The sequence below is a fragment of the Cupriavidus sp. FW305-46 genome, from assembly GCF_058787075.1.
Map to the genome: position 1 here is coordinate 71,710 of NZ_JBYSZI010000025.1, position 16,819 is coordinate 88,528.

16 protein-coding genes are annotated in these 16,819 nt (G+C 64.7%); 3 read left to right on the top strand and 13 right to left on the bottom strand.

Annotated features, from left to right (window positions below):
- Positions 1-8: 8 nt before the first annotated feature.
- The 13 genes from leuC to AC3WON_RS14555 all read right to left on the bottom strand — a co-directional run bounded on the left by leuC (position 9) and on the right by AC3WON_RS14555 (position 13,344).
- Entirely contained in the window at positions 9-1,418 is a 1,410-nt protein-coding gene (gene leuC, locus AC3WON_RS14495; RefSeq protein ID WP_492352074.1) for a 3-isopropylmalate dehydratase large subunit, read from the bottom strand.
- A gap of 332 nt (positions 1,419-1,750) precedes the next feature.
- A complete protein-coding gene (locus AC3WON_RS14500) occupies positions 1,751-2,452 on the bottom strand; it encodes an ABC transporter ATP-binding protein (protein WP_010814626.1) in 702 nt (233 codons plus the stop codon).
- Positions 2,452-3,219 carry a high-affinity branched-chain amino acid ABC transporter ATP-binding protein LivG gene (gene livG, locus AC3WON_RS14505; RefSeq protein WP_492319826.1) on the bottom strand — a complete coding sequence of 256 codons (768 nt, stop codon included), beginning with the start codon at positions 3,217-3,219 and terminating at the stop codon, positions 2,452-2,454. The genes AC3WON_RS14500 and livG overlap by 1 nt, the downstream gene beginning before the upstream one ends.
- On the bottom strand, positions 3,216-4,499 hold the full coding sequence (locus AC3WON_RS14510; RefSeq protein ID WP_492319825.1) for a high-affinity branched-chain amino acid ABC transporter permease LivM: 1,284 nt from the start codon (positions 4,497-4,499) through the stop codon (positions 3,216-3,218). Before AC3WON_RS14510 ends, livG begins: the two co-directional genes overlap by 4 nt.
- A 13-nt stretch (positions 4,500-4,512) precedes the next feature.
- The gene (livH, locus tag AC3WON_RS14515; protein ID WP_010814623.1) at positions 4,513-5,439 is read right to left on the bottom strand and encodes a high-affinity branched-chain amino acid ABC transporter permease LivH; all 927 of its coding nucleotides are present in this window, start codon (positions 5,437-5,439) and stop codon (positions 4,513-4,515) included.
- Between the two features lie 85 nt (positions 5,440-5,524).
- The gene (locus AC3WON_RS14520) at positions 5,525-6,640 is read right to left on the bottom strand and encodes a branched-chain amino acid ABC transporter substrate-binding protein (protein ID WP_011615745.1); all 1,116 of its coding nucleotides are present in this window, start codon (positions 6,638-6,640) and stop codon (positions 5,525-5,527) included.
- Between the two features lie 524 nt (positions 6,641-7,164).
- Positions 7,165-8,466, bottom strand: a complete 1,302-nt coding sequence (gltA, locus tag AC3WON_RS14525) for a citrate synthase (RefSeq protein ID WP_010814621.1) — start codon at positions 8,464-8,466, stop codon at positions 7,165-7,167.
- 43 nt (positions 8,467-8,509) lie between these two features.
- A complete protein-coding gene (locus AC3WON_RS14530; RefSeq protein WP_479941077.1) occupies positions 8,510-8,797 on the bottom strand; it encodes an FAD assembly factor SdhE in 288 nt (95 codons plus the stop codon).
- Positions 8,798-8,876: 79 nt separating this feature from the next.
- A complete protein-coding gene (locus tag AC3WON_RS14535; RefSeq protein WP_010814619.1) occupies positions 8,877-9,578 on the bottom strand; it encodes a succinate dehydrogenase iron-sulfur subunit in 702 nt (233 codons plus the stop codon).
- Between the two features lie 34 nt (positions 9,579-9,612).
- On the bottom strand, positions 9,613-11,391 hold the full coding sequence (sdhA, locus tag AC3WON_RS14540) for a succinate dehydrogenase flavoprotein subunit (RefSeq protein WP_492319824.1): 1,779 nt from the start codon (positions 11,389-11,391) through the stop codon (positions 9,613-9,615).
- A 3-nt stretch (positions 11,392-11,394) separates the two neighbouring features.
- Positions 11,395-11,760, bottom strand: a complete 366-nt coding sequence (gene sdhD, locus AC3WON_RS14545; RefSeq protein WP_010814617.1) for a succinate dehydrogenase, hydrophobic membrane anchor protein — start codon at positions 11,758-11,760, stop codon at positions 11,395-11,397.
- Between the two features lie 11 nt (positions 11,761-11,771).
- The gene (sdhC, locus tag AC3WON_RS14550; RefSeq protein ID WP_010814616.1) at positions 11,772-12,182 is read right to left on the bottom strand and encodes a succinate dehydrogenase, cytochrome b556 subunit; all 411 of its coding nucleotides are present in this window, start codon (positions 12,180-12,182) and stop codon (positions 11,772-11,774) included.
- A gap of 280 nt (positions 12,183-12,462) precedes the next feature.
- Positions 12,463-13,344 carry a GntR family transcriptional regulator gene (locus AC3WON_RS14555; RefSeq protein WP_492352075.1) on the bottom strand — a complete coding sequence of 294 codons (882 nt, stop codon included), beginning with the start codon at positions 13,342-13,344 and terminating at the stop codon, positions 12,463-12,465.
- 433 nt (positions 13,345-13,777) lie between these two features.
- Here AC3WON_RS14555 and AC3WON_RS14560 point away from each other — a divergent pair, with 433 nt between their 5' ends.
- The 3 genes from AC3WON_RS14560 to AC3WON_RS14570 all read left to right on the top strand — a co-directional run.
- Complete coding sequence (locus AC3WON_RS14560) at positions 13,778-14,761, top strand: malate dehydrogenase (protein ID WP_010814614.1); 984 nt, start codon at positions 13,778-13,780, stop codon at positions 14,759-14,761.
- A 131-nt stretch (positions 14,762-14,892) separates the two neighbouring features.
- Positions 14,893-15,873, top strand: coding sequence for an HpcH/HpaI aldolase/citrate lyase family protein (locus tag AC3WON_RS14565; RefSeq protein WP_492352076.1), 981 nt, complete (start codon positions 14,893-14,895; stop codon positions 15,871-15,873).
- 51 nt (positions 15,874-15,924) lie between these two features.
- Positions 15,925-16,819, top strand: an 895-nt coding sequence (locus AC3WON_RS14570; RefSeq protein ID WP_492352077.1) for a citrate/2-methylcitrate synthase, incomplete at its 3' end; no start/stop codon positions are given.

Sequence of the window (16,819 nt, forward strand, 5' to 3'; positions counted from 1 at the left end):
TTGCTTCTTCAGCCCAGCTTGCGGATATCGACGAAATGGCCTTCGATGGCTGCGGCCGCTGCCATCGCCGGGCTCACCAGGTGGGTGCGCCCGCCCGCGCCCTGGCGGCCTTCGAAGTTGCGGTTCGAAGTCGACGCGCAACGCTCGCCTGCCTCGAGGCGGTCGGCATTCATCGCCAGGCACATCGAGCAGCCCGGCTCGCGCCATTCAAAACCGGCGGCCTTGAAGATCTTGTCCAGGCCTTCGCGCTCGGCCTGTTCCTTGACCAGGCCCGAGCCCGGCACCACCATCGCCAGCTTCACGTTGCCGGCAACCTTGCGGCCAAGCTTCTGCACCACCCACGCGGCGGCGCGCATGTCTTCGATGCGGCTGTTGGTGCACGAACCGATGAAGACCTTGTCGATATTGATGCTCTCGACCGGCACGTTGGGCTGCAGGCCCATGTATTCGAGCGCGCGCTCCATCGCGTTGCGCTTGTTCGGGTCCTTTTCCTTCTCTGGGTCCGGCACGCGGTCTTCGATGCTGATCACCATTTCCGGCGAGGTACCCCAGGTCACCTGCGGACGGACATCCTCGGCGCGCAGCTCGACCACCTGGTCGAACTTCGCCCCGGCATCCGAATGCAGCGTGCGCCAGTAGGCCACGGCCTGCTCCCACTCCACGCCCTGCGGCGCGTAGGGGCGGCCCTTCACGTATTCGAGCGTGACGTCGTCCACCGCCACCAGGCCGGCGCGCGCGCCCGCCTCGATGGCCATGTTGCAGACCGTCATGCGGCCTTCCATGGTCAGGTCGCGGATGGCCGAGCCGGCGAACTCGATGGTGTAGCCGGTGCCGCCCGCGGTGCCGATCTTGCCGATCACGGCCAGCACGATGTCCTTGGCGGTGCAGCCGCGCGGCAGCTTGCCTTCCACCTTGACCAGCATGTTCTTGGCCTTCTTGCCCAGCAGCGTCTGCGTGGCCAGCACGTGCTCCACTTCCGACGTGCCGATGCCATGCGCCAGCGCGCCAAACGCGCCATGCGTGCTGGTATGCGAGTCGCCGCACACCACCGTCATGCCCGGCAGCGTCGCGCCCTGCTCCGGCCCGATCACGTGCACGATGCCCTGGCGGTGGTCGTTCATCTTGAACTGGGTGATGCCGTAGCTGTCGCAGTTGGCATCCAGCGTATCGACCTGCAGCTTCGATACCGGATCGGCAATGCCGTGGCTGCGGTCGGTGGTCGGCACGTTGTGGTCCGACACGGCCAGGTTGGCGCTGATGCGCCATACCGGACGCTCCGCCAGCTTCAGCCCCTCGAACGCCTGCGGGCTGGTCACTTCATGCAGCAGGTGGCGGTCGATATAGAGCAGCGTGGTGCCGTCTTCCTCGACGTGGACGGTATGGTCATCCCAGAGTTTGTCGTAGAGCGTCTTGGCCATGATGCGATGGCGGGCCGGAAGACCGATCCTTTGCAGGAGTGGTCCGCGGTGACCGCGCGGTAGTTTGCAGGGGTTTTATTCGCTTCGGTCGCGGTGGCGAGCGGGTGGCGATAGCGATAATCGCGCCGGAAGCCGCCTGAAGCGAGCGTTACTTCAAGCGTTGCCGCAATGCTTGACTTGGCAATTGATTATGCCACAGGGGGTATGGCACTCAGCCCCCTGCCCGGCCCGGGCAGCGGCTGCAATGTAATGTGATTGGCGAAAGGGGGATTTCGCGGATGGCGAAAAGGAAAAGGCCGCGGCCCGCCCGGCGGGGCCGCGGCCTCTTGGGCTCAGCCGCCCAGGTAGGCGGCCTTGATCCGGTCGTTGGCCAGCAGGTTGGCGCCGGTATCAGCCAGCACCACCTTGCCGGTTTCGAGCACATAGCCGCGGTCCGCGACCTGCAGCGCCTTGTTGGCGTTCTGCTCGACCAGGAACACAGTGACGCCTTCGTCACGAATGGTGCGGATGATGTCGAAGATCTGCGCGATGATCAGCGGCGCCAGACCGAGCGTGGGCTCGTCCAGCAGCAGCAGGCGCGGCCGGCTCATCAGCGCGCGGCCGATCGCCAGCATCTGCTGCTCGCCGCCCGACATGGTGCCGGCGCGCTGGCTGGCGCGCTGGTTCAGGCGCGGGAACAGCTTGAAGACGTGCTCGATGCCCGCCTCGATCTCGTCGCGCCTGGCGAAGAAAGCGCCCATCTTCAGGTTCTCCAGCACCGTCAGGCTCGGGAACACGCGCCGGCCCTCGGGCGAGATCGCGAGCCCCAAGCGCATGATCTCGTGCGTGGACCGGTTGGTGATGTCCTGCCCTTCGAACGTCACGCGTCCGCTGGACGCGCGCGGCGTGCCGCACACGGTCATCATCAGCGTCGTCTTGCCGGCGCCGTTGCTGCCGATCAGGGTGACGATCTCCCCCTTGTTGACTTCGATCGATACGCCCGACAGCGCCTCGACGGCGCCGTAGTGGGTATGGACCTGTTCCAGCTTCAGCATCAGTCCTCTCCCAGGTAGGCCTTGATCACGCGCGGGTCGTTGCGCACTTGCTCGGGCTTGCCAATCACGATCGGCTTGCCGTGCTCCATCACCAGGATGCGGTCGGACACGCCCATCACCAGGCTCATGTCGTGCTCGATCAGCAGCACCGAGATGCCGAACTCGCGCCGCAGCTGGTCGATCAGCTGCTGCAGCTCGATCTTCTCCTGCGGGTTCAGGCCGGCCGCCGGCTCGTCCAGCATCAACAGGCGCGGCTTGGTGATCATGCAGCGCGCAATCTCCAGCCGGCGCTGGTGGCCGTACGACAGCGTGCCCGCCTCGCGGTTGGCCACCGAGGTCAGCCCCATGCGTTCGAGCCAGACCGCGGCGCGCTCCAGCGCCTCGCGCTCGGCGCGGCGGTAGGCCGGCGTAGCGAACAAGCCGCGCAGGATGCCCGCCTGCACCTGGCGGTGCTGCGCCACCAGCAGGTTTTCCACCACCGTCAGCGACTTGAACAGGCGGATGTTCTGGAAGGTCCGCACCAGGCCCTTGCGCGCCACCTGGTGGCTGGGCAGGCCGGCGATGGCGTGGCCGTCCAGCGTGACCTCGCCCGCGGTGGGCTTGTAGAAGCCGCCCACGCAGTTGAACACCGTGGTCTTGCCGGCGCCATTGGGGCCGATGATGGCGAAGACCTCGTCGCTGCGCACATTGAAATCAATACCGTCCACGGCCAGCAAGCCGCCGAAGCGCATCTGCAGGCCGGAGACTTTCAGCAAATCCGCGCTCATTTCGGCAACTCCACGTGGGGACGGCTCGCGGGCAGCAGGCCCTGCGGACGCCACATCATCATCAGCACCATCACCAGGCCGAAGATCAGCATGCGATATTCGGCAAAACCGCGCGCCACCTCGGGCAGCACCGTCAGCAGGATCGCCGCCAGGATCACGCCCAGCTGCGAACCCATGCCGCCCAGCACCACCACGGCGAGGATCAGCGCCGACTCGATGAAGGTGAACGATTCCGGATTGACCAGGCCCTGGCGCGCCGCGAAGAAAGCGCCGCCGATGCCGGCGAACGAAGCCCCCAGCGTGAACGCCGACAGCTTGATGCGGGTCGGGTTCAGGCCCAGCGAGCGGCACGCGATCTCGTCGTCGCGCAGCGCTTCCCAGGCGCGGCCCATCGGCATGCGGATCAGGCGGCTGGTGACGAACAGCGTGAAGCCCACCAGCAGCAGCGCCAGCAGGTACAGGAAGATCACCATGTGCTGGCCGCTGTAGTCCCAGCCCAGCAGGTCATGAAAGGTCTTGGCGCCCTCCACGCTCGCGCTGCGCGCCATCTCGATGCCGAACACGGTCGGCTTCGGGATGCCGGACACGCCATCCGGGCCGCCGGTCAGGCTGGTCAGGTTATTGGCCAGCAGGCGGATGATCTCGCCGAAGCCAAGTGTCACGATGGCCAGGTAGTCGCCGCGCAAACGCAGCACCGGGAACCCCAGCAGGAAGCCGAAGGTGGCCGACATCGCGGCGGCGATCGGCAGGCATTCCCAGAAGCCCAGCCCGAAATACTGGTTGAGCAGCGCGTAGGTGTAGCCGCCGATGGCGTAGAAGCCGACATAGCCCAGGTCGAGCAGGCCGGCATAGCCCACCACGATATTCAGGCCCAGGCCCAGGATCACGTAGATCAGCGCCAGCGTGGCCACGTCGACCGCGCCGCGCGAGCCGAAGAACGGCCACACCAGCCCGACCGCCAGCAGCACCCATACCGCCACGCGCTGCTGCCGGGCGCCCAGCTGCGGCACCGCCGGCAGGCGCACCGCGCTGCCGGCGCGCGACAGCAGCGGCTTGAACAGCTGGAACAGGAAGACCGCCGCCACGGCGATCCACACCGGCCGCCAGTGCGGCTCCAGCACGACCTTGTAGCCTTCCAGCTTGAGCTGCAGGCCCAGGATGGGAATGGTCAGGATGGCCGTCATCACGGCGGCCGTGATCGCATTCTTGAGCGATTGTCCCGGTGCGGCGCCGCGTGCGGCGGCCTTGCCCGCGGGCATCGCGGAAACGTTGTTAGTCATGTCTCGTCCTCCCTCAGACCTTTTCGACGTCAGGCTTGCCCAGCAGCCCGGTCGGACGGAACAGCAGCACCAGCACCAGCAGGCTGAACGCCACCACGTCCTTGTACTCGGCCGGCATATAGCCCGAGGCGAAGGTCTCCGCCAGGCCCAGCAGCACGCCGCCGAGCATCGCGCCCGGGATGCTGCCGATGCCGCCCAGCACCGCCGCGGTGAAGGCTTTGATGCCGGCGATAAAGCCGATAAAGGGATTGAGCTTGCCGATGGTCAGCCCGATCAGCACGCCGCCCACCGCCGCCAGCATCGCACCCAGCACGAAGGTGAACGAGATCACCTTGTTGGTGTCGATGCCGAGCAGGTTGGCCATGCGCATGTCTTCGGCGCAGGCGCGGCAGGCACGGCCCATGCGCGAACGGCCGATAAACAGCGTCAGCGCGATCATCAGCACCAGCGTCACGCCCACGATCAGCAGGCGCGAGTACGGCACCGTCACGGTGAAGTCGCTGCCCATCTGGAACTCGATGGCGCCCGAGATCAGCACCGGCACCGACACGTCGCGCGCGCCCTGCCCGATCTGGACATAGTTCTGCAGGAAGATCGACATGCCGATGGCCGAGATCAGCGGCACCAGCCGCGGTCCGCCGCGCAAGGGCCGGTATGCCACCCGCTCCACCGCATAGCCGTACACCCCGGTGACCAGCACCGAGACCAGCAAGGCGGCGCCCAGCACCAGCGGCAGGGGGTAGCCTGCCTGGGCGCCGATCGCGGTGAGCGTGACCAGGCCGACATAGGCACCGATCATGTAAATCTCGCCGTGCGCGAAATTGATCATGCCGATGATGCCGTAGACCATTGTGTAGCCGATGGCGATCAGCGCATAGATCGCACCCAGCGTCAGGCCGTTGACCAGCTGCTGGGTGAACTGTGGAAGGAATTCATTCATTGGGGAAGCCTCAGGAACTTGAAGCCCGATACCAGAACGCCCCGCCCGGGGTCCGGGCGGGGCGTGTGCGTGGAAAAGCGCCGGCTTAGTTGGCGGCCGTCTTGCTGGCGTCCTTGTGCCAGGTGTAGACCACGAACTTGAAGGACTTCAGGTCGCCCTTGTCGTCGTACTCGACCTTGCCGATCGGGGTGGTGAAGGCGTTCTTGTGCATGTACGCTGCGACCTTGGTCGGGTCGGTGCTCTTGGCGCCGGCAATGGCGTCGCCGATGATCTTGACGGCGGCATAAGCCGGCATCTGGAACGGACCGTTGGCGTCACGCTTCTTGTCGGCAAAGGCCTTCACCAGCGCGGCGTTGGCCGGGTCGGCCGAGAAGTCTGCCGGCAGCGTCACCAGCATGCCTTCCGAGGACGGGCCGGCGATCGCCGTCACGTCCTTGTTGCCCACGCCCTCGGGGCCCATGAACGCGGCCTTCACGCCCTGCTCGCGCGCCTGGCGCAGCAGCAGGCCCATTTCCGGGTGGTAGCCGCCGAAGTAGACGAAGTCCACGCCCTGCGACTTGAGCTTGGTGATGACGGCGGAGTAGTCCGAATCGCCGGCGTTGATGCCTTCGAACACGGCGACCGGGATCTTGGCGGCTTCCAGGTCCTTCTTCACCGAGCTGGCGATGCCCTGGCCGTACGACTGCTTGTCGTGCAGCACCGCGACCTTCTTCGGCTTGACCTTGCCGATGATGTACTGGGCGGCGGCCGGGCCCTGCTGGTCGTCGCGGCCGATGGTGCGGAAGATGTACTTGCGCTTCTTGGTCTCGGTCAGCTGCGGCGCGGTGGCCGACGGCGTGACCATGACGATGCCTTCGTTCTCGTAGATGTCCGAAGCCGGGATGGTCGAGCCCGAGCACACATGGCCGATCACGTACTTGATGTTCTGGCTGACGATCTTGTTGGCAACTGCCACGGCCTGCTTCGGCTCGCAGGCGTCGTCCATCATCACCACTTCGAACTTGTTGCCGCCGGCGCCGCCGTTGGCATTGAGTTGTTCGATCGCGGTCAGCGCACCGGCCTTGACCATGTCGCCATACTGCGCCACCGAGCCGCTCATCGGGCCGGCAATGGCGATCTTCACGGTTTCGGCGTTGGCAGCGGCGCCAAGGGTGGCCAGCACGGCGGCCAGCGAGATGGACGTAAGACGGGACAGCGTCATCAGGAGCTCCTCGATTTATGTTTGGGTCAACCGGGCAGAAACGGTGTGACCTGCGCAATCGAACAACACCCGCGGACTACGAATAAAGACGCCCGAGACGCGGAAGACGGGCCTGCAAGGGAGAGACAGCTTATGCGGGGCCCGGCATGTGTCAGTCCCGTGAGGTAGGGGGACCAAGGTTCGGAAAGACAACGTTTGATGCGTTCTCTATTGCGCAAGCGATTCGCCTGCCCCGCTTGCCGCACCGCATGCCGGAAGGGTGGCCCGGCTGCCGTCGGCAAAGCAGCCCGCATTATAGGGTCAAATTTCCTGCCGCAGGCGAAAATCGCACAACAAATGCGGAACTGAATTGACAGACTGAGACACAATTCTCCGCAAATTGCCGTTCTCACCACTTATCCGGCAATTTCCTGCTCCCTGCCCTGCTGCGACGCACAAGGCGCTCCGGCCCAGAAACACAAACGCCCCGGCGGGCCGGGGCGTTTGTGATTGCTGCATCGCGCAGCCGGATGAAAAGCCAGCGATCAGCGCTTGGCAACGTCCGGCACGTCGCGGGTAGCTGCGCCAACGAACAGCTGACGCGGACGACCGATCTTGTATTCCGGATCGGTAATCATCTCCTCCCACTGCGAGATCCAGCCCGGGGTGCGGGCCAGCGCGAAGATGCAGGTGAACAGCGAGGTCGGGATGCCCAGCGCGCGCTGGACGATGCCCGAGTAGAAGTCCACGTTCGGGTACAGCTTGCGGCTGACGAAGTACTCGTCTTCCAGCGCGATCTTTTCCAGCTCCATGGCCAGCTTGAACAGCGGGTCGTTGTGCAGGCCCAGCTCTTCCAGCACTTCGTGGCAGGTTTCGCGCATCAGCTTGGCGCGCGGATCGTAGTTCTTGTACACGCGGTGGCCAAAGCCCATCAGGCGCACGCCCGAGTTCTTGTCCTTGACCTGCTTGATGAACTCGTTGATGTTGTCGACGCTGCCGATTTCTTCCAGCATCTTCAGCGCGGCTTCGTTGGCGCCGCCGTGGGCCGGGCCCCACAGGCAGGCCACGCCGGCGGCGATGGCTGCGAACGGGTTGGTGCCCGACGAACCGGCCAGGCGCACGGTCGAGGTCGACGCGTTCTGCTCGTGGTCGGCGTGCAGGATGAAGATGCGGTCCAGCGCGCGCTCCAGCACCGGGTTCACGGTGTACGGGGCGCACGGCGTGCCGAACATCATGCGCATGAAGTTGCCCGAGTAGGACAGGTCGTTCTGCGGGTAGATGTACGGCTGGCCGATGTTGTACTTGTACGCCATGGCGACCAGGGTCGGCATCTTGGCGATCAGGCGGATGGCCGAGATCTCGCGCTGGTGCGGATCATCGATGTCCATCGCGTCGTGGTAGAACGCGCTCATGGCACCGACCATGCCGGTCAGCACGGCCATCGGGTGCGCGTCGCGGCGGAAGCCGCGCATGAAGAACTGCATCTGCTCGTGAACCATGGTGTGGTTCATCACGTGGCCGACGAATTCTTCCTTCTGCTTGGCGTTGGGCAGCTCGCCCTTGAGCAGCAGGTAGCAGGTTTCGAGGTGGTCGCACTTCTGCGCGAGCTGCTCGATCGGGTAGCCGCGGTACAGCAGTTCGCCCTTGTCACCGTCGATATAGGTGATCTTGGAATTGCACGAAGCCGTCGACATGAAACCGGGGTCGTAAGTGAACTTACCGGTCTGTCCGTACAGCTTGCGAATGTCGATTACGTCCGGGCCAACGGTACCCGTGTAGATCGGCAGCTCAACGCTGGGGGAACCATCGGAGAACGATAGCGTGGCTTTCACATCGGACGGCGTCATGTCGGATCCTTCAAATGCTGTGAATAATAATGTTGACCAAAACTCAGACCGTACGCAGCAGGGCGATCACTCGCTGCATCGGGGGCGTGTCGAGCTCACCGTCCAGTTCCTTGCGCGCAAGGAGCAGGTCCATCAACTCGTTGTCGCTGAGTTCGAACAGCACGCTCAGCGAAGCCACGTCCTCGTCGGACAGGCTCTCCTCGTAACGGTTGAAAAAACGTTCGACGATGATGTCGTTCTCCAGCAGGCCGCGGCGGGCGCGCCAGCGCAGACGTGCGCGCTTGTGCGGGTCGGCCTGATGGGAGAAGGTGGTGGCAGGACTCTCAGTCATGGCTTCCTACTTTCGGCGCGCCAGCCAGATATAGCCGCTCTGGCTGACGCGCCGCTTACTACTGCAGACAGCCGCAGGCTCAGACCGCGCGGCGGACCATCAGCTCCTTGATCTTGCCGATGGCCTTGGTCGGGTTCAGACCCTTCGGGCACACATCGACGCAGTTCATGATGCTGTGGCAGCGGAACAGGCGGTACGGGTCGTTCAGGTTGTCCAGGCGCTCGTTGGTGGCCTGGTCGCGGCTGTCCGCAATAAAGCGGTAAGCCTGCAGCAGGCCGGCCGGGCCGACGAACTTGTCCGGGTTCCACCAGAACGACGGGCACGACGTCGAGCAGCTGGCGCAGAGAATGCACTCGTACAGGCCATCCAGCTCGTCGCGCTCTTCCGGCGACTGCAGGCGCTCTTTCTCGGGCGGCGGCTCGTCGTTGATCAGGAACGGCTTGATCGAGTTGTACTGCTTGAAGAAGTTCGTCATGTCGACGATCAGGTCGCGCACCACCGGCAGGCCGGGCAGCGGACGCAGCACGATGCGGTCCGGCAGCTCGCGCATATTGGTCAGGCAGGCCAGGCCGTTCTTGCCGTTGATGTTCATCGCGTCCGAGCCGCACACGCCTTCGCGGCACGAACGGCGGAACGAGATGGTCTCGTCCAGCTTCTTCAGCTTGACCAGCGCGTCCAGCAGCATGCGCTCGTGACCGTCCAGCTCGACCTCGTAGGTCTGCATGCGCGGTGCCGCATCCTTGTCCGGATCGTAGCGGTAGACTTCGAAAATACGCTTCATTTCTGTGGGTCCTGTTGTCTCTACGATGCGGTGCTCAGAAGGTACGGGCCTTCGGCGGCACGCTTTCCACCGTCAGCGGTTCCATCTTCACCGGCTTGTAGTCGAGGCGGTTGCCTTCGCTGTAGAACAGCGTGTGCTTGAGCCAGTTCTGGTCGTCGCGGTTCGGGAAGTCGCTGTGCGCGTGGGCACCGCGCGATTCCTTGCGGGCGGCCGCCGAGATCATGGTGGCCTTGGCCACTTCCACCAGGTTGGCCACTTCCAGGGCTTCCACCAGCGCGGTGTTGAAGACCTTGGACTTGTCCTTCAGGTGGATGTTGTCGGCACGCTCGGATACTTCCAGGATGCGCTCGACGCCTTCGTCCATCAGCTTCTGGGTACGGAACACGCCGGCATGCGACTGCATGTTCTTGCGGATGTCGTTGGCGACGTCCTGCGTGTACTCGCCCGAGGACGACGACTGCAGCTTGGCCAGGCGCGACAGCGCGAGGTCGGCGGCGTCGGCCGGCAGCGGCTTGTGCTCTTTCTGCTTCAGGTTCTGGGCGATGATGTGATTGCCGGCGGCGCGGCCGAACACCACCAGGTCGAGCAGCGAGTTGGTGCCCAGGCGGTTGGCGCCGTGCACCGACACGCACGAGCATTCGCCGATCGCGTAGAAGCCGTTGAGCACTTCGTTCGGGTTGCCGTTCTTCGGCACCACGACCTGGCCGTGGTAGTTGGTCGGAATGCCACCCATCTGGTAGTGGATGGTCGGGACCACCGGGATCGGTTCCTTGATCGCGTCGACGTTGGCGAACTTCATGCCGATTTCGCGGATCGACGGCAGGCGCTTCATGATGGTCTCGGCGCCGACGTGGGTCAGGTCGAGCAGCACGTAGTCGCCGTTCGGGCCGCAGCCGCGGCCTTCCTTGATTTCCTGGTCCATCGAGCGCGAGACGAAGTCACGCGGCGCCAGGTCCTTCAGCGTCGGGGCATAGCGCTCCATGAAGCGCTCGCCGTCCTTGTTGCGCAGGATACCGCCTTCGCCGCGCACGCCTTCGGTGATCAGCACGCCCGCGCCGGCCACGCCGGTCGGGTGGAACTGCCAGAATTCCATGTCTTCCAGCGGCACGCCTGCGCGCGCTGCCATGCCCAGGCCGTCACCGGTGTTGATGAAGGCGTTGGTGGAAGCTGCATAGATACGGCCGGCACCGCCGGTCGCGAACAGCGTGGTCTTGGCCTCGAGGATGTAGACCTCGCCGGTCTCCATTTCCAGCGCGGTCACGCCCAGCACGTCGCCGTCCTGGTCACGGATCAGGTCCAGCGCCATCCACTCGACGAAGAAGTGGGTCTTGGCGCGCACGTTGCGCTGGTACAGCGTGTGCAGCAGCGCGTGGCCGGTACGGTCAGCCGCGGCGCAGGCGCGCTGCACCGGCTTTTCACCGTAGTTGGCGGTGTGGCCGCCGAACGGACGCTGGTAGATGGTGCCGTCGGGGTTGCGGTCGAACGGCATGCCGAAGTGTTCGAGCTCGTACACGACCTTCGGGGCTTCACGGCACATGAACTCGATCGCGTCCTGGTCACCCAGCCAGTCCGAGCCCTTGATGGTGTCGTAGAAGTGGTAGTGCCAGTTGTCTTCGCTCATGTTCCCCAGCGAAGCGCCGATGCCGCCCTGTGCCGCCACCGTGTGCGAGCGCGTCGGGAACACCTTGGACAGCACGGCCACGTTCAGGCCGGCTTCCGCGAGCTGGAGGGATGCGCGCATCCCGGCGCCGCCAGCACCGACGATGACCACGTCGAAACGGCGACGCGGCAATCCAGTCTTGACTGCGACCATTTATTACACCCTCCAGAGAATCTGAGCAGCGTAGCCCGCGCAACCGACGAGCCACAGAATCGTAAGAACTTGCAGCACGAGGCGAACCGCCATCGGACGCACATAGTCCATCCAGATGTCGCGCACGCCGATCCAGGCGTGATACAGCAGCGACAGGATGGTCAGGAACGTGATGATCTTCATCCACTGGTTGGAGAAGAGCCCTGCCCACGCTTCATACGAAGCGCCGTTCGACAGCAGGAAGGCAATGGCCAGGACCACGGTGAAGACCACCATGATCACGGCCGTGACGCGCTGCGCCAGCCAGTCTTTCAGGCCGTAGTGCGCACCGACGACAAGACGCTTGGGACCGATATTATTGTTTGCCACCTTGATTCTCCTCAGAACAGGCCGAACAGCTTCAGGCCGAAAATCAGGGTAAGCAGCAGGCTCACAACCAGCACGCCGATGGCAGACTTGGCCGAGGCCGGCTTGGAAACGCCGACGTGCACATCCAGCAGCAGGAAACGGATACCCGCGCAGAAGTGATGCAGATAACCCCAGATCAGGACCAGCAGAACCAGCTTGACGAAGCCACCGGACAGAAGCGCCGAGAACTTTGCGAAGCTCAGTTCCGAAGTTATGCTCTGCTCAAACAGATACAGGACGAAGGGAAGAAGGAGGAACATCAGTGCACCGCTCACGCGATGCAGGATGGATACCTTGCCGGCCCAGGGCAACCGGTAGCGCGCAATCTGCGCGATACCGATATTCCGGTACTCCGGCCTGGCTTGTTTGACGGCTTCAGCCATGCGAGACCCCATTTGCGGTAAACAAAAAACGAAACTGCCACTGCCCTGCATGCAACGGGATGCATTAGGGCAAATCCATGAGATTTTAGCGCCTTTGTTGCGCGCTGCACCAATAATTTTCAGCTATCAGGCACCAACAGGTGCCGCCCGACAATCGCACACTAATCACATCCGGCGGGCAATCCAGCGCAACATTAGCCGCGCCGCGCAACAGCCCGCACCGTCATGACGAAAGCCACAATAATCAACGCCAGCGGGCGCATCATGCCATGCGCCGGCGTCAGCTCAGGTCGTTCTGGTAATAGTGCCGCGTAGTCACGTACAGCCCGCGGCGCACTTCGACGGGGCGGTCGCCATAGGTGTACGACACCCGCTCGACTGACAGCAGCGGCGAGCCTACCGGGACAGCCAGCAACTCGGCCGCGGTTTCATCGGCAGGCACGGCGCGGATCTTCTCCGAGGCGCGGATCATGCGCGTACCGAACTCGGCCTCGAACAATGCATACATGGGGCCCTTCCACTCGGTCAGCTTTTCAGCGGTGAGGCCCTTGAAGTTGGCGCCGAGCAGCCAGATTTCATCCAGCACGGTCGACTCGCCCGAGAAATTCAGCACGCGGCGGATCTGCACCACGCTGTCGCCGGTGCGGATGTCGAGCAGCCGGGCAATTTCGGCGGGGGCGCGCAGGCGCTTGCATTCCAGCACGCGGCTGGCGCCATAATGGGGTTCGCCTTCGTCCGGGACGAGGCGCAGGAAGCGGAACTTGACCACGTCTTCATGGTGCGTGGTCACGAAAGTGCCCTTGCCCTGCCGGCGCGCCACCAGGTTCTCGGCGGCGAGTTCATCGATGGCCTTGCGCACCGTGCCCTGGCTGACCTTGTAGCGTGAGGCCAGCTCCATTTCGCTGGGGATCATCTCGCCGGGCTTCCATTCGCCGGATTGCAGGCTGCGCGTGATCAGCGCCTTGATCTGCTGGTAGAGCGGGCTGAAGGTGGGCGATGGCACGGACTGCAGACCAGAGGCGGGGCCAGATGGCGGGGCCACCTGCGGCACAGGCGCGGGCGGCGAAGAAGGCGGCTGCGCCCCGGCGCCAGGCGTGGCGGCGCCAGATTCCGGCGCGCCGGGTGCGGCTGCGCCAGTCAGGGACGTAGGCAGGGAGGACATAGCGGGATTTCACCACAAAAGGGCAAGATACGTCCAGCCTTACGTTAATTGTCTTATGTCTTATATAAGACATATGAATTGACATCACGGGAGGCCCGGCCTACACTCGCGCTGGTCCACGCCCGCGATGGCCCTCCCAGGCCCGCCAGCAGCAGCCAGGATACCGGAATGTATCGGCCCGGCAGATTCCCGGCAGCGCTCCGGTCTGGAAATGGCGCCACGCTTCGCAGTAGACTAACGCTTTGTTGCATCACCATGACCCGTTGTGGCTCTCCCTCACCGGTTCCGCCCCGTGGCCCCGCCACCTGGTTCCGGCGGACGGCCGCTCCCCGCTGTGGCGACAACCAGCACCCGGTGACCCGCCGCGCCCCTTGTTTCGGCAACGGCATGCCACCGACCGGCTTCCCCCCTTCTATCGTTTGGAGATTTACTCATGGCTAAAGCCCCAATGCGCGTCGCAGTGACCGGCGCCGCTGGCCAGATCGGCTACTCCCTGCTGTTCCGCATCGCCAATGGCGACATGCTGGGCAAAGACCAGCCGGTCATCCTCCAACTGCTCGACCTCCCGCAAGCCCAGCAAGCCGTCAAGGGCGTGGTGATGGAGCTGGAAGACTGCGCGTTCCCGCTGCTGGCCGGCGTGGTCATCACCGATGACCCCAAGGTTGCCTTCAAGGACGCCGACGTGGCCCTGCTGGTTGGCGCCCGTCCGCGCAGCAAGGGCATGGAGCGCAAGGACCTGCTCGAAGCCAACGCCCAGATCTTCACGGTGCAGGGCAAGGCGCTGGACGAAGTCGCCAGCCGCAATGTCAAGGTGCTGGTGGTCGGCAACCCGGCCAACACCAACGCCTACATCGCCATGAAGTCGGCACCGAACCTGCCGCGCGAGAACTTCACCGCGATGCTGCGCCTGGACCACAACCGTGCCCTGTCGCAAATCGCCGCCAAGACCGGCAAGCCGGTGTCGTCGATCGAGAAGCTGTTCGTGTGGGGCAACCACAGCCCGACCATGTACGCCGACTACCGCTACGCCACCGTCGACGGCAAGAGCGTCAAGGACCTGATCAACGACCCGGTGTGGAACAACGACGTGTTCCTGCCGACCGTCGGCAAGCGCGGCGCCGCCATCATCGAAGCGCGTGGCCTGTCGTCGGCCGCCTCGGCTGCCAACGCCGCCATCGACCACGTGCGCGACTGGGTGCTGGGCACCAACGGCAAGGTCGTCACCATGGGCATCCCGTCGAACGGTGAATACGGCATCCCGGCCGACACCATGTTCGGCTACCCGGTGACCACCGCCAACGGCAAGTACGAGATCGTCAAGGGTCTGGAGATCGACGCCTACAGCCAGGAAAAGATCAACATCACCCTGAACGAACTGGAAGAAGAAAAGGCCGGCGTGCAGCACCTGCTGGGCTGATCCTCCGATCGCTCGAGGAAAGACCGGGGTTCCGCAACGATTCACGAATCAGCGCGGACCCCGGTTTTTTCATATCCAGGGGCTACCATGGCCCCTGCTCCCCCCATCAACCCAAACCGATCCGAATCAACGTGCATCCTTCCGAGGTCTTGTTCCAGGGCGAAGCCATCCCGGTCCAGTTGCCGGTGTGTGACCACTACGCGGGCAGCGAAAAGCTGATGCGCAAATCGCTTGCCCTGCAACAAGAGCTTGGTCCCGTCTTCGACGTCACCTTCGACTGCGAGGACGGCGCCGCCGTCGGCCATGAGCGCGAGCATGCAGAGCTGTGCGCGCAGCTGGTCAACAGCCCGCTCAATGCCCACAACCGCGTCGGCGTGCGCATCCATGACCCGGCCCACCCGAGCTGGCGCGAGGACGTCGACGTGCTGGTGCGCGCCGCCGGCGCGCGCCTGGCCTATGTGGTGGTGCCCAAGGTCACCGACGTGGTCGAGGTCGCGCGCGTGACCGATCACGTCAACCAGGTGGCGCGCAATGCCGGCATCGCGCGGCATATCCCGATCCATGTGCTGGTCGAGACCCACGCCGCGCTGGAACAGGCCTTCGATATTGCCGCGCTGGTGCAGGTGGAATGCCTGAGCTTCGGCCTGATGGACTTTGTCTCGGCCCACCACGGCGCCATCCCCGGCGGGGCCATGCGCTCGCCGCAGCAGTTCGAACACCCGCTGATCCGGCGCGCCATGCTGGAGATCTCCGCCGCCTGCCACCGCCACGGCAAGGTGCCGTCGCACAACGTCAGCACCGACGTGCAGGCGCCGCAGCGCGCCGGCGACGATGCGCTGCGCGCGCGCAGCGAGTTCGGCTACCTGCGCAAGTGGAGCATCCATCCGGGCCAGATCGCACCGATCGTGGCGGCGTTCCGCCCCGGTGCCGAAGAAATCGGCGCGGCCAGCCAGATCCTGCTGGCGGCGCATGAGAACAACTGGGCCCCGATCCGCCACGAGGGCCAGCTGCACGACCGCGCCAGCTACCGCTACTACTGGTCGCTGCTGCAGCGCGCGCAGGCCACCGGCACGCCGCTGCCGGCCAACGTGGAAGCGCTGTTCTTCGCCTGAAGCCGATACCCATACCAAAAAACAAACAGGGCAGCGCCCAAGGAGACATGGATGTCCGCCTCGAAGTTCGCCGCACCTGCCGCTGCACCCGACGCCACGGCCAGCGAGCCGGCCGCACCCCGGGTCAAGAAATCCGTCGCCCTGTCGGGCGTGACCGCCGGCAATACCGCGCTGTGCACCGTCGGCCGCACCGGCAACGACCTGCACTACCGCGGCTACGACATCCTCGATATCGCCGAGACCTGCGAGTTCGAGGAAATCGCCCACCTGCTGGTGCACGGCAAGCTGCCGACCAGATCCGAACTGGCCGCCTACAAGGCCAAGCTCAAGAGCCTGCGCGGCCTGCCCGCCAATGTGAAGGCCGCGCTCGAATGGGTGCCCGCCAGCGCCCACCCGATGGACGTGATGCGCACCGGCGTGTCGGTGCTGGGCACCGTGCTGCCGGAGAAGGAAGACCACAACACCCCGGGCGCGCGCGATATCGCCGACCGCCTGATGGCCAGCCTCGGCTCGATGCTGCTGTACTGGTATCACTACAGCCACAACGGCCGCCGCATCGAAGTCGAAACCGACGATGACTCCATCGGCGGCCACTTCCTGCACCTGCTGCACGGCGAGAAGCCGTCGGCACTGTGGGAGCGCGCCATGAACACCTCGCTCAACCTGTACGCCGAGCACGAATTCAACGCCTCGACCTTCGCCGCCCGCGTGATCGCCGGCACGGGCTCGGACATGTTCTCGTCGATCAGTGGCGCCATCGGCGCGCTGCGCGGCCCCAAGCACGGCGGCGCCAATGAAGTCGCGTTCGAGATCCAGAAGCGCTACGACAACCCGGACGAGGCCCAGGCCGACATCACCCGCCGCGTCGAGAACAAGGAAGTCGTGATCGGCTTCGGCCACCCGGTGTACACCACCGGCGACCCGCGCAACCAGGTGATCAAGGAAG

What these genes read in the sequence shown, in the direction of transcription:
- leuC (WP_492352074.1), bottom strand. Translation starts at nt 1,418, where the DNA reads ATGGCCAAGACGCTCTACGACAAACTCTGGGATGACCATACCGTCCAC.
- AC3WON_RS14500 (WP_010814626.1), bottom strand. Translation starts at nt 2,452, where the DNA reads ATGCTGAAGCTGGAACAGGTCCATACCCACTACGGCGCCGTCGAGGCG.
- livG (WP_492319826.1), bottom strand. Translation starts at nt 3,219, where the DNA reads ATGAGCGCGGATTTGCTGAAAGTCTCCGGCCTGCAGATGCGCTTCGGC.
- AC3WON_RS14510 (WP_492319825.1), bottom strand. Translation starts at nt 4,499, where the DNA reads ATGACTAACAACGTTTCCGCGATGCCCGCGGGCAAGGCCGCCGCACGC.
- livH (WP_010814623.1), bottom strand. Translation starts at nt 5,439, where the DNA reads ATGAATGAATTCCTTCCACAGTTCACCCAGCAGCTGGTCAACGGCCTG.
- AC3WON_RS14520 (WP_011615745.1), bottom strand. Translation starts at nt 6,640, where the DNA reads ATGACGCTGTCCCGTCTTACGTCCATCTCGCTGGCCGCCGTGCTGGCC.
- gltA (WP_010814621.1), bottom strand. Translation starts at nt 8,466, where the DNA reads ATGACGCCGTCCGATGTGAAAGCCACGCTATCGTTCTCCGATGGTTCC.
- AC3WON_RS14530 (WP_479941077.1), bottom strand. Translation starts at nt 8,797, where the DNA reads ATGACTGAGAGTCCTGCCACCACCTTCTCCCATCAGGCCGACCCGCAC.
- AC3WON_RS14535 (WP_010814619.1), bottom strand. Translation starts at nt 9,578, where the DNA reads ATGAAGCGTATTTTCGAAGTCTACCGCTACGATCCGGACAAGGATGCG.
- sdhA (WP_492319824.1), bottom strand. Translation starts at nt 11,391, where the DNA reads ATGGTCGCAGTCAAGACTGGATTGCCGCGTCGCCGTTTCGACGTGGTC.
- sdhC (WP_010814616.1), bottom strand. Translation starts at nt 12,182, where the DNA reads ATGGCTGAAGCCGTCAAACAAGCCAGGCCGGAGTACCGGAATATCGGT.
- AC3WON_RS14555 (WP_492352075.1), bottom strand. Translation starts at nt 13,344, where the DNA reads ATGTCCTCCCTGCCTACGTCCCTGACTGGCGCAGCCGCACCCGGCGCG.
- AC3WON_RS14560 (WP_010814614.1), top strand. Translation starts at nt 13,778, where the DNA reads ATGGCTAAAGCCCCAATGCGCGTCGCAGTGACCGGCGCCGCTGGCCAG.